Below are 12,638 nucleotides of genomic sequence, written 5' to 3'. Positions count from 1 at the left end.
GAGACTCATATATGTTAACGGATATTATAATTAGGACATTCCAGAAAGAGGATTTAGAAACAGTATTACAATTGTTCTATGAAACAGTTCATACGGTGAATGCAAGAGATTATAACGAGTTACAGCTACAGGCATGGGCGCCAAAGCGACTAGATAGAGAAAGATGGCTACAGTCTTTAGAAAAGAATATTTGTTACGTTGCTGAGTATAGAGGTGTGATAGTGGGGTTTGGGGATTATAATGATGAGCATTACATAGATCGCTTATTTACGCATAAAGATTATCAAGGAAAAGGGGTAGCTTCATACATATTACAGAAGTTAGAAAAAGAAGCAGTGAACTTAGGGCACGGGGATATATATACAGAGGCGAGTATTACAGCAAAATCTTTCTTTGAAAGGAAAGGTTTTATTTGCATAAAGGAACAAAAAAAACAGCACAATGGTCAGATTTTTATTAATTATGTTATGAAAAAATAGCCTTCTCATAAACGAGAAGGCTATTTTTTCATTATTTTACAGCTTCTTTTAGTTCTTTACCAGCTTTGAAAGCAGGTACTTTAGAAGCTGCGATTTGCATTTCTTCACCAGTTTGTGGGTTACGGCCTGTACGAGCAGCTCTTTCACGAACTTCGAATGTACCGAATCCGATAAGTTGTACTTTTTCACCAGCAGCTAAAGCGTTAGTGATTGATTCTACTACAGTTTGTACAACTACAGTAGCTTCTTTTTGAGAAATCTCAGCATTTTGTGCTACGTTTTTAATTAATTCTGTTTTATTCATGTTTTTCACCTCATATGTAAATAATGCTATTTAAGTTGTTATTATAACGTATAAAACATTCGAGAACAAGTGTACGTAGATATATTCACGAAAAAAATGAAATTTGTAATATTTTTTAGCCTACTTTATAACCATTCCATTTAAGCGGATATAGATTTGTTCTGTATTTCAGTCTTCTCTTTATTTGTAGGTAGTTTCTTATTATAAGATATGAAATAAGGTAGTTCTACAAAATACAAACCGCCTACTAAATTCCCAAAGAAAACAAGAAGTTTGGGAAATATTCAATCCAAGTTACATGACCGGTAAAAATTGCAGCTGGGATAACAAACATATTTGCTACAACGTGTTGAAACCCCAATTTTTTTCATGTTGTCACATCAATGTAACAAAAGGATTTTAAACTACATCTAGAGGTGAAAACATGAATACGCATCATGTAAAAAAAGAACAAAAAAAATCAATCTTAAAGAAACTTATTATAAGTTTCATAAGTATAGTAATGATTCCAGTAAGCTTGTATTTCTATGCGACAGAAATAGAACGAAAACTAATAACAGTTACGTGGAATGAAATAGAAGCCCCGACGATTCCTAAAGAGTTTAATAATAAAAAAATATTGCAATTCTCAGATGTACATTTAGGACCAGAGTTTACATTGAAACAACTAGAAAATTTGGTGGAGAAGATGAATGAATTGCATCCAGATATAGTTGTTTTCACAGGAGATTTAATAGATAAGTTTGGATCTTATAGTGCGGAAAAAGATGAAGCGAAGGTTATTTTGCAGAAAATTAATGCTCCCTTAGGGAAATATGCTGTGTTTGGGAATCATGATAGGGGCGGGGGTGGTAGTGTGTTTTATAAAAAGTATATGGAGGAAGCTGGTTTTTCTGTATTAGTAAATGAAGTGCAGAAAATTAAAGTGGGAAACGGCAAATATATTACAATATCAGGCTTGGATGATTTCTTATTAGGGAAGCCACAAATAGACGCGACTTTAAAACATGTAAGGCAACAAGATTTCAATATGCTATTAGTACATGAGCCGGATGTTGTAGACAAAGTAGCTTGTTATCCAGTTGATTTTCAAGTTTCAGGGCATAGTCACGGAGGACAAGTTCAAATTCCTTTTATAGGTCCATTAATTACTACAAAATTAGCTGAGAGCTATGTTGAAGGTATGTATGAATTAGAAGGGAAGAATAAGCCGTTACATTTATATGTAAATCGAGGTATTGGGACAACCCGAATGCCGGTTAGATTTTGGAGTGTACCTGAACTTTCAGTATTTGTGTTGAAGCAAAATAGTAATTAGACGATTCTAGAATAGTAGGAGGACTTTCAGAGAAAGTTCTCCTTTTTATTGATTAAATACAGAATGTTATGTAAATTAAATTTAAAGTGTTAAAAAAGAAAGGGGAATTTCTATGATAGAAACATGGCATAAAGAGTTGGAAAGTTTGTATAACCAAATGGTTTCGTGGCGAAGAGATTTTCATCAATACCCAGAGCTATCGTTTCAAGAAATAGAAACACCGAAAAAAATAGCTGCAATCTTAAAAAGTTTTCATATTGATGTGAAAACAGATGTCGGGGAAAGAGGAATCATCGGCGTAATTGAAGGTGGGAAATCTGGGAAGACAATCGCGTTGCGTGCTGATTTTGATGCACTACCTATTCAAGATGAAAAGAAAGTTTCATATAAATCAAAGGTTCCGGGCGTAATGCACGCTTGTGGCCATGATGGACATACAGCAACACTTTTAGGAGTTGCAAAAATATTAAGTGATCATAGAGACCAACTTTCTGGAAAAATAGTTCTTATACACCAACATGCAGAAGAGAAAGAGCCTGGCGGGGCTATCGCTATGATTGAGGATGGTTGTTTAGAAGGAGTAGATGTTGTTTTTGGTACGCATGTATCTTCTCAAATGCCTGTAGGAATTGTTGGTGCGAAAGCAGGAGCAATGATGGCGGCAGCTGATTCTTTTGAGGTGAAGGTTCAAGGGCGAGGTGGTCACGGAGGTATGCCACATCATACTGTAGATGCTATTATTGTTGCAACACAAATTATTAACCAGTTGCAACTGTTAGTTAGTAGAAAAGTCGATCCACTTCAATCCGTAGTTTTAACAGTTGGTACATTCCATGCTGGTCAAGCGGATAATATTATTGCGGATACTGCTACGTTTACAGGAACCATTCGAACGTTAGATCCTGAAGTAAGAGAATATATGGAGAAGGAATTTAGACGAGTTGTTGAGGGGATTTGTCAGTCTCTTCAGGCTGAAGTTAATATTCAATATAAACGTGGCTATCCAATATTAATAAATCATGTAGAGGAAACGAGTCATTTTATGGAGGTTGCAGAACGTGATCTTGGAAGAGAAAGGGTCATTGAAGTGCCGCCTATTATGGGTGGTGAAGATTTTGCATACTACTTAGAACATGTTCCAGGAGCATTTTTCTTCACAGGTGCGGGTAATGAAGAAATAGGAGCAACATATCCGCATCATCATCCTCAATTTGATTTTGATGAACGTGCAATGTTAGTTGGTGGGAAGTTACTTTTAAGTCTCGTAAATAGCTATTTACGAAATGGAGATGAATCTCTTCGTACTGTAGATATGGATGTGAAAAAGTAATTTACATAAATAAAAACAGCAATAGGTTACTTTATATAACCTAGTGCTGTTTTTTATTATTTTTGCAAAGGAATAGCATCAAAATATGTTCTGTAGTTATTGGAGAATTCAAAGTTGTTTTTTGCATCCCAATTAATGGACCAAGACATTAGACCACGAAATGCAGGGTAGCCATTTTGATTAGAAAGCTTATACTTTCCTCCGAAAGGAACGCCTTTAATGATATAATTTAAAGCTTTTTTCATTTCAGTTGGAGAAATATACCCGCCACTTGGAGCTGCTGCTGGTGCCGCCGGAAGTCCAATCATTACTTGATCTGAACGAAGAGCGGGGAAAATATTATTTGGATTACCGCCTACAGGAAAGCCATGTAAGAGCATATCTGCCATCGCGACCTCGTAGTCTGCGGTTCCTTGATTATAATTATTACCGTCCATCCCAATGCCGCTACCAGCATTATAGTGTTGAACGTGAATATAAGTTAGTTTGTCTTTCACTCCGTAAATAATTGGTAAATATGCACCCCATATGCTTCCATATGCGCTATACCCGCCTTGAACATAAGCTGTTTCAGGGGCCATGCTTAGTAGGAAATCTGGGCCGTAATGGTCTGAAATCGTTCGAATTGCTGAGATAAGATTCACGATTTGAGGAGTTGTTGGGTTTTTAAAATTAGTGTCATTGCCGTTTAAGTAAATACCTGATTCAAGGTCAATATCCATTCCATCAAAACCGTATTTATCGATTAGAGATTGTATGGAATTAATAAAACGTTGTTTAGCGGCATTGTCAGGAAGTAAAACGACTCCATTTTGTCCACCTATTGAAAGAACTACTTTTTTTCCTTTACTTTTTAAATAGGAAATATCAGATTTGAACTCTGCATCTGTACCATACACAGGGGAAAATTCAACAGTGGAACGATCACCACCAGTTTCACCGAAAGATACATTTATTACATCCCATTTTGGTGAAACATCTTTTAATTTAATAATGCCAGTACCGTTATCAAAGTTATGCCAATATCCAACGAGTAATTTTGATCCTAAATTGTTTGCTGCTTTTGTTTGGAAGGGGGCTAGCGGTAGCAGTAAGAAAATTACTAACATACAACAAATGAATTTGAACTTGTTTAACATATCAACACTCCTATACGAAAAGTTGTCTAGATGTATAATCTTGTTTCTTTAATGATATCTGAAAATTTTATCTTTTGTTAGGTTTAATAATTTTCTCAACAATTGTGTATGGAAAATTATTAAACCTAATGTAATAATTTATGAAGGAGGTGGATTTATAATTTTTAAATTCAGAATATTTTGATATATTAAGAAATGTAAGACAAGGTTTTTTGCATAATACTCTTACATAAATTTCAAAATAAAGTTTGGAAGGGGATGTACAAGATTTGGATAAAAATCTTAAGAAAGACCTAAAAATACGCCACATTACGATGATCTCAATTGGTGGTGTAATAGGGGCTGGTTTGTTTGTTGGAAGTGGTGCAGTTGTACATTCGGCCGGGCCAGGTTCTATCGTTTCATATGCATTAGCAGGACTTTTAGTCATTTTCGTCATGAGAATGTTGGGGGAAATGGCAGCTATTAACCCGACAAGTGGTTCATTTGCAACATATGCACGAGAAGCTATTGGTCCATGGGCCGGGTATACAATTGGGTGGCTATATTGGTTTTTCTGGGTAATTGTTATTGCAATAGAAGCCACAGCAGGTGCTGGTATTATTCAATACTGGATTCCAGACATCCCACTCTGGTTATTAAGCCTAATATTAACGATTTTATTAACGTTGACGAATGTTTTTTCAGTGAAATCATTTGGAGAGTTTGAATATTGGTTTTCTTTTATTAAAGTAATAAGTATCGTCTTATTCCTTTGTCTTGGACTTGCTGTTATTTTAGGATTTGTACCAGGAACGGAAGCACCTGGCACTTCAAATTTAGTAGGACAAGGGGGATTTATGCCAAATGGGATAAGTTCGGTGCTGCTTGGAATTACCGTCGTTATATTTTCATTTATGGGGTCAGAGATTGTAGCAGTAGCGGCTGGTGAGTCTGCTGAGCCTGTAAAAGCAGTAAAAACAGCAACAAATAGTGTAATTTGGCGTATTCTCGTATTTTTCATTGGATCTATTGCTATAGTCGTTACACTCCTTCCGTGGAATTCAGCAAACATACTAAAAAGTCCATTTGTAGCGGTACTTGAACATATAGGAATACCAGCGGCAGCACAAATTATGAATTTTATCGTTTTAACAGCTGTACTCTCTTGTTTAAATTCGGGCTTATATACAAACTCAAGAATGCTTTTTTCGATGGCAGAAAGAGGAGATGCTCCAAAGGTGTTTTTAAAATTGAACAGTAGTGGTGTTCCAGTTCGAGCAGTTTTATTTGGAACTTTCTTCGCTTATATTGGAGTTGTTTTTAGTTACATATCTCCAGATAAAGTATTTTTATTTTTAGTGAATGCTTCTGGTGGGATCGCGTTACTCGTTTATCTCGTTATTGCAGTTTCGCATTTAAAGATGCGTAAAAAAATGGGAAAAGTAGAACAAAGAAATTTGAAAGTGAAAATGTGGCTTTTCCCATATGTAACGTATGTTACAATTGCTGCTATTATAGCAGTTTTAGTTGCAATGCTTGCAATTGAATCTTTGCGTCCACAAGCACTTTTAACGATGCTTGTTACTGTTCTTATAATACTTTCTTATTTTATTTTTAATAGAAATAAAAATAGCACAGTTTTGAAACCTAAAAGTAGAAATGAAGAATCCGTTCGATTCTAATTTATTGTTTTGGAATAGAGTTACACCCAATCATTGCTATAAAAGAATCATATATAAACATAGAAACGAGTAATTACTATTGTCATAGTGAATATAAACTTTTTTCTTGACTTTTTATACGAAGGCGAGCAAAATGGTAAAAAAGGAAGGGGGGATGATGATGGAAGAGTACGTATTAGAGCTGTATAACCTGTTATATACGACAGAATGGCAAGATATTGTTTCGTTTCTAGGAATAGTATTTTGCATGAAAATTGTAATTGTATATATGGAAGAGCAAGGTATGTTCTATTCCTTCTCATCCCCGTTCGATGTGCAGCGCGAGCCGTTGCTGAACTATGCCAAGGTGAATTACGAACAAATTCCTTTTGTTCTATTCTTTATGATTCGATTTATAACAGCAATTGTAAAGAAGAAAGAAAGTGATGATGAAGAGTGCCACGTAACTTGTAATATAGCTAACGTTTTTTAAGCTAAATACAAGGAGGAGATTTATATGTGGTTTCGATTTCTTATGATTGGTTTCTTTTCATTAACAGCAATTTCATTAATGGGATATCAAGTATCTGAAATTTTTCAAGCATATAGCAATACGTTTTTTAACAAAAACTAATTGCATTGCTATTTGAATAATAAAGCGATAAAATCCTTCTTAAGAAGTTTTATTAAGAAGGATTTTTTTCTTTGTCTTGTCTTACTGTGTCAAACTATTGTCACATTTACACTGTGAATAATATGTTAAAATAGTGAGGTTACGTATACATATTTGAAGGAAGAGGGAGTGACCATTTTGGTGGATCAATCAACAAATCAGAAAAGCTATGCTCCTATTGTGATAACGCTTTCTGTAATTGTAAATGCGATTATTTTATTTTTGTTCTTTGGACCTGTTGGCTATGAAGGAGAAGTACATTTTGATGTAACGATTTTACCAATGTTAAATGCAATTTTTAATAGCTTTACGTTCGTATTCTTATTAGCAGCTTTATACTCTATTATTAAAAAGAATGTGAAAATGCACCGTGGTTTCATTCTTGCGGCATTCACGACGACTTTGCTATTCTGTGTTTCGTATTTATCGTATCATTACTTGGCGCCAGCAACACATTTTGGCGGGGAAGGATTTATTAAATATGTGTACTTCATCATTTTAATTACACATATTATCCTTGCGGCAATTATTGTACCACTTGCATTGTTCGCACTTGTATTTGGTTTTACGAATCAATTAACACGTCACCGTAAAATTGTACGATGGACGATGCCAATTTGGCTATATGTAAGTCTATCTGGTGTTATTGTTTACTTAATGATCTCACCTTATTATCAATAAAAAATCTCAGCCCTAAAGGCTGGGATTTTTTTGTTAAGCAAATATTTTTGTGAAATGAAAAAAATATGGTATACAAAAGTATAGTTGCTTTTTAAATAGAAGGGATGGTAAAAAGATATGCAAAATTTTGTATTTCGTAATCCGACAAAACTTATTTTCGGTAAAGGACAATTAGAGCAGTTAAAAACTGAAATTCCACAGTTCGGTAAAAAAGTTCTTCTCGTATATGGAGGAGGCAGCATTAAAAGAAACGGTATATATGATAATGTAATTTCTATTTTAAAAGATATAAATGCGGAAGTATTTGAATTGACTGGTGTTGAACCGAATCCTCGTGTATCAACAGTAAAAAAAGGGATTCAAATTTGTAAAGAAAATGGTGTCGAATTTATTTTAGCAGTTGGTGGAGGAAGTGTAATCGACTGTACGAAAGCGATTGCCGCTGGTAGTAAGTACGATGGAGATGTATGGGATATTGTAACGAAAAAAGCATTTGCTAGCGAGGCATTACCATTTGGTACTGTACTTACTCTTGCAGCAACAGGATCTGAAATGAATGCAGGCTCGGTAATTACAAACTGGGAAACGAATGAAAAATACGGCTGGGGTAGCCCGGTTACTTTCCCGCAGTTTTCAATCTTAGATCCAGTTCATACTGCGTCTGTACCGAAAGATCAAACAATTTACGGTATGGTAGATATTATGTCACACGTATTAGAGCAATATTTCCATCATGGAACAAATACAGAACTACAAGATCGTTATTGTGAATCTGTTTTAAGAACAGTAATTGAAACAGCTCCTAAGCTTTTAAGTGATCTAGAAAATTATGAGCATAGGGAAACAATTTTATATTGCGGTACTATGGCGTTAAACGGCATTTTAGCAATGGGAGTAAAAGGAGACTGGGCAACTCATAATATTGAGCATGCAGTTTCTGCTGTTCATGACATACCACACGGCGGCGGCCTTGCAATTCTATTCCCGAATTGGATGAAGCATGTTATAGATGAAAATGTAAGTCGTTTTAAACAGTTCGCTATTCGTGTATTTGATATAGAAACAGATGGCAAAACAGATAAAGAAGTGGCGTTAGAAGGAATTGAGGCACTGCGTCAATTTTGGACTTCAATTGAGGCGCCAGTAGCATTATCTGATTATACTATTGGAGAAAATGAAATTGATTTAATGGCGGATAAAGCGATGGCTTATGGTGAATTTGGTAACTTTAAAAAATTAAATAAAGATGATGTTTTAAACATATATAAAGCTTCTTTATAAGTGAATCGAGAAAAGAAACCCATTTGATATAACAATCAAATGGGTTTCTTTTTTGTTGTCTATAACTGTTTTTGATTGTTTTTGATTATTTATGAATGTATATGGTTGATTTTTGTGATCGTTTTCATTATACTGTAATCAAAGAAGAGGTGAGTAAAATGTTAACTCCTGAACGTCATCAAATGATATTGCAACTTGTAAAAGAACAGAAAGTAGTTAAATTACAGCAATTAGTTGAAAGAACAGAAAGCTCTGAATCAACAATTCGTCGTGATTTAGCACAATTAGAAAAACAAAGGTTATTAAAAAGAGTTCATGGTGGTGCCTCTGTTTTAACAGCAAAGGGACAGGAGCCAACGATGACTGAAAAATCATCCAAAAACATTCAAATAAAACATCAAATTGCTAAGTATGCAGCTACTATTGTGGAACAAGGGGATTGTATTTATTTAGATGCAGGAAGTACAACATTTGAAATGATTCCATTTCTAATAAATAAAGATGTTACTGTCGTGACGAATGGACTTATGCATATTGAAGCTTTAGTTGAAAATAATATTCGTGCGTATTTACTAGGCGGAATGATGAAGAGTAGGACGAAGGCTTTAATTGGTGCGATGGCACAGGAAAGTATGCAGAAGTATCGCTTTGATAAATGTTTTTTAGGAGCGAATGGCGTACATGAACAGTTTGGTTTTACAACACCAGATCCAGAAGAAGCGCTTTTAAAACAAATGGCATTAACATTAGCGAACGAAGGGTATTTCTTAATTGATGAAAGTAAGTTTTCAGAAGTTGCGTTTGCGAAAATTGCCAATGTTGAAGATGCAAATATTATTACAAACCATTTAGAAATTGATTTAGAAAAATATAAAAGACAAACCAATGTAATTGAGGCTGATAAACAATGATCTATACAGTTACTTTAAACCCATCTATTGATTATGTAGTACAAGTTAATTCTTTCGATTTAGGCACAGTAAATCGGGCAGAGAAAGATATGAAGTTCCCTGGAGGAAAAGGGATTAATGTTTCTCGCGTTCTTCATCGTTTAGGTGTTGAAAATGTTGCACTTGGATTTACTGGTGGATTTACTGGTCAGTTTATTCAAGATGTATTACATGATGAAGGTGTAACAACAAATTTCGTCCAAGTAGATGAAGATACTAGAATTAATGTAAAAATAAAAGGGGAAGAAGAAACAGAATTAAATGGACAAGGTCCTATTGTGACAAAAGAACAGTTTGGACAATTGATGAAAAAAATTGAAAGTATGCAACGTGAAGATTGTGTTGTACTTGCTGGAAGTATACCGGCTTCTATTCAAAATACCTTTTATGAATCAATTGCTGCGTTTGGAGCTGAAAAAGGTATTCGTGTAGTAGTAGATGCAAGTGGAAGTGCACTGCAACATGTAATTAAAAATAAGCCATTTTTAATAAAGCCAAATCATCATGAACTTGGTGAGTTATTTGGAGTGGAGCTTTCAACGGTAGAAGAGATTTTACCGTATGGAAGAAAATTAGTCGAACAAGGTGTAGAGAACGTTATTGTATCAATGGCCGGAGATGGAGCTTTATTATTTACGGCAGAAGGTATATATGAAGCAACTGTTCCAAAAGGTGTTGTTATTAATTCAGTTGGGGCAGGAGATTCTCTCGTTGCTGGATTTGTAGGTAAATACGAACAGACAAAAGAAATTGAAAAGGCATTCCAATATGGCGTTGCAACAGGGAGTGCAACAGCATTTTCGGCAGATTTATGTAAAAAGGAAAAAGTAGAAGAATTATTGTCGCAAGTAATTGTAGTTAAGCGATAGGGGGAAGTAACATATGAAAATTACAGAACTATTAAAAAGGGATACAGTCATTATGAATTTGACAGCTTCAAATAAAGAAGCTGTCATAGATGAATTAGTTGAGAAATTAAGTGGGGCAAATCGTTTAAATAGTAAAACGGAATTTAAAGAAGCTATTTTAAAGCGGGAGTCCCAAAGTACGACTGGAATTGGGGAAGGCATTGCCATACCTCATGCGAAGACGAAGGCTGTTAAGCAACCGGCGATTTGTTTTGGTAGAAGTGTAAGCGGTATCAATTATGAATCGCTTGACGGACAGCCTGCACATTTATTCTTTATGATTGCTGCAAGTGAAGGAGCGAATAATACACATTTAGAAACGTTGTCCCGTCTTTCTACATTATTAATGGATGAAGGCTTTCGCAAGCAATTATTAGAAGCGAAGGATGAAGAGGAGCTTCTTCGCTTATTTGATGAAAAAGAGAATGAAAAAGAAGAAGAAGTTGAAGTAGCGAAACCAGAAGGGGATGAACCATACGTATTAGCTGTTACAGCTTGTCCGACTGGAATCGCTCACACATATATGGCTGCTGATAGTTTGAAAGCGAAAGCGGCAGAGTTAGGGATTGCGATTAAAGTTGAAACGAACGGATCAACAGGTATAAAAAACGGTTTAACGAAAGAGGACATTGAACGTGCAACGGCCATTATCGTTGCGGCAGATAAACAAGTAGAAGTGAATCGTTTTGCTGGAAAACATGTCATTCAAGTGCCAGTAGCTGATGGGATTAGAAAAACGGAAAAGCTTCTTAATCGAGCTGTCAAACAAGATGCACCAATCTTTAAAGGTGTAAAAGAGAATGGGAAGTCAGAGAGTATAGAGAAGGAAAAAGGATTAGGAATTTATAAGCATTTAATGAGCGGTGTAAGTAATATGCTTCCGTTTGTTGTTGGCGGTGGAATTTTAATAGCGCTAGCGTTTTCGTTTGGTGGTATAAAGTCGGAAGGTCCATTAGCTGAATTGTTCATGTCTATTGGTGGAGGAAAAACAGGGGCGTTTTTATTCCTTGTACCAATTTTAGCTGGATTTATTGCGAGTTCTATTGCTGATCGTCCTGGTTTTATGCCTGGTGTTGTCGGAGGATTTTTAGCGGCACATGCGAATGCTGGGTTTTTAGGTGGATTAATTGCTGGTTTCTTAGCTGGATATGTTGTTTTAGGATTGAAAAGATTATTTTCAGGATTACCAGCGCAGTTAGAAGGAATTAAACCTGTTTTGTTATATCCAGTCTTTGGATTGTTAATTACAGGAGTTGTAATGCAAAAAGTAGTAAATCCACCTGTAGTAGCATTGAATGAAATGTTAACAGGATGGTTAAATGGTTTGAACGGTACAAATGCTATATTACTAGGTCTTATTTTAGGTGGTATGATGGCAATCGATATGGGTGGTCCAATTAATAAAGCCGCATTTACATTTGGTATTGCTGCAATAGAAGCGCAGAACTTTGGAGTTCACTCTGCTGTTATGGCTGGTGGTATGGTACCGCCACTTGCAATTGCATTTGCAACTACATTCTTTAAAACAAAGTTTACAGAAGCGGAACGTAAATCTGGTTTAACAAATTATATTATGGGAGCATCGTTTATTACAGAAGGTGCAATTCCATTTGCAGCTGCAGATCCGATTCGAGTAATTGTAAGTTGTGTTGTTGGTTCAAGTATTGCAGGTGCGTTATCTATGTTATTCCAAATTACATTACCGGCACCACATGGTGGGTTATTTGTTATAGCATTAGTAAATAAACCGTTGCTATATATTTTCTCTATACTAGTAGGGACAGCTATTTCTGCTCTTATGATGGGAATTTGGAAAAAGAAAGTTAAATAACAAATGAAAAAGGAGTAGCTACTATAAGTTACTCTTTTTTATTACAAAAAAAGAGATTAATAATTGGAGAATGATGTTTTATGGTAAAAGATGTAATGGAA

At 35.3% G+C, this 12,638-nt stretch carries 12 protein-coding genes and 1 pseudogene; 10 read left to right on the top strand and 3 right to left on the bottom strand.

Annotation, left to right across the window (positions count from 1 at the left end):
- The first annotated feature begins 11 nt into the window (after positions 1 to 11).
- Positions 12 to 479, top strand: coding sequence for a GNAT family N-acetyltransferase (locus tag BTOYO_RS04805; protein ID WP_000954491.1), 468 nt, complete (start codon positions 12 to 14; stop codon positions 477 to 479).
- Positions 480 to 510: 31 nt separating this feature from the next.
- On the opposite strand, the gene BTOYO_RS04800 is transcribed toward BTOYO_RS04805, so the two are convergent.
- Positions 511 to 783, bottom strand: a complete 273-nt coding sequence (locus BTOYO_RS04800; RefSeq protein ID WP_001043903.1) for an HU family DNA-binding protein — start codon at positions 781 to 783, stop codon at positions 511 to 513.
- Between the two features lie 140 nt (positions 784 to 923).
- Positions 924 to 1,144: pseudogene (locus tag BTOYO_RS25945) on the bottom strand (formate/nitrite transporter family protein); the annotation flags it as partial.
- A gap of 63 nt (positions 1,145 to 1,207) precedes the next feature.
- On the opposite strand from BTOYO_RS25945, the gene BTOYO_RS04795 reads away from it, so the two are divergent.
- Positions 1,208 to 2,101, top strand: coding sequence for a metallophosphoesterase (locus tag BTOYO_RS04795; protein ID WP_001091710.1), 894 nt, complete (start codon positions 1,208 to 1,210; stop codon positions 2,099 to 2,101).
- Positions 2,102 to 2,213: 112 nt separating this feature from the next.
- Positions 2,214 to 3,431: a M20 metallopeptidase family protein gene (locus BTOYO_RS04790; protein ID WP_000573501.1), complete on the top strand. Its 1,218-nt coding sequence runs from the start codon at positions 2,214 to 2,216 to the stop codon at positions 3,429 to 3,431.
- Between the two features lie 56 nt (positions 3,432 to 3,487).
- Here the strand turns inward: BTOYO_RS04790 and BTOYO_RS04785 are convergent, their stop codons facing one another.
- Positions 3,488 to 4,570, bottom strand: coding sequence for a chitinase (locus BTOYO_RS04785; RefSeq protein ID WP_000932454.1), 1,083 nt, complete (start codon positions 4,568 to 4,570; stop codon positions 3,488 to 3,490).
- Positions 4,571 to 4,839: 269 nt separating this feature from the next.
- Here BTOYO_RS04785 and gabP point away from each other — a divergent pair, with 269 nt between their 5' ends.
- The 7 genes from gabP (at position 4,840) to BTOYO_RS04745 (ending at position 12,537) form a co-directional block, all read left to right on the top strand.
- Positions 4,840 to 6,234 (top strand): GABA permease, encoded by a 1,395-nt coding sequence (gene gabP / locus BTOYO_RS04780; protein WP_000360092.1) that lies wholly within the window; start codon positions 4,840 to 4,842, stop codon positions 6,232 to 6,234.
- 133 nt (positions 6,235 to 6,367) lie between these two features.
- A complete protein-coding gene (locus BTOYO_RS04775; RefSeq protein WP_002039366.1) occupies positions 6,368 to 6,706 on the top strand; it encodes a hypothetical protein in 339 nt (112 codons plus the stop codon).
- 318 nt (positions 6,707 to 7,024) lie between these two features.
- Entirely contained in the window at positions 7,025 to 7,567 is a 543-nt protein-coding gene (locus BTOYO_RS04765) for a DUF420 domain-containing protein (protein ID WP_000228316.1), read from the top strand.
- Positions 7,568 to 7,684: 117 nt separating this feature from the next.
- Entirely contained in the window at positions 7,685 to 8,848 is a 1,164-nt protein-coding gene (locus BTOYO_RS04760) for an iron-containing alcohol dehydrogenase (protein WP_001179084.1), read from the top strand.
- A gap of 158 nt (positions 8,849 to 9,006) precedes the next feature.
- Positions 9,007 to 9,759: a DeoR/GlpR family DNA-binding transcription regulator gene (locus BTOYO_RS04755; RefSeq protein ID WP_000957291.1), complete on the top strand. Its 753-nt coding sequence runs from the start codon at positions 9,007 to 9,009 to the stop codon at positions 9,757 to 9,759.
- Positions 9,756 to 10,667 carry a 1-phosphofructokinase gene (pfkB, locus tag BTOYO_RS04750; RefSeq protein ID WP_000640839.1) on the top strand — a complete coding sequence of 304 codons (912 nt, stop codon included), beginning with the start codon at positions 9,756 to 9,758 and terminating at the stop codon, positions 10,665 to 10,667. Before BTOYO_RS04755 ends, pfkB begins: the two co-directional genes overlap by 4 nt.
- A gap of 13 nt (positions 10,668 to 10,680) precedes the next feature.
- Positions 10,681 to 12,537, top strand: a complete 1,857-nt coding sequence (locus tag BTOYO_RS04745; protein WP_023441016.1) for a PTS fructose transporter subunit IIABC — start codon at positions 10,681 to 10,683, stop codon at positions 12,535 to 12,537.
- Positions 12,538 to 12,638 lie beyond the last annotated feature (101 nt).

Origin of the sequence: Bacillus toyonensis BCT-7112, from assembly GCF_000496285.1 — a bacterium.
In the GTDB taxonomy this organism is placed as follows: Bacteria; Bacillota; Bacilli; order Bacillales; family Bacillaceae_G; genus Bacillus_A; species Bacillus_A toyonensis.
Note: the sequence above shows the minus strand (reverse complement) of the source record. Positions and strands in the feature narration are given on the sequence as shown.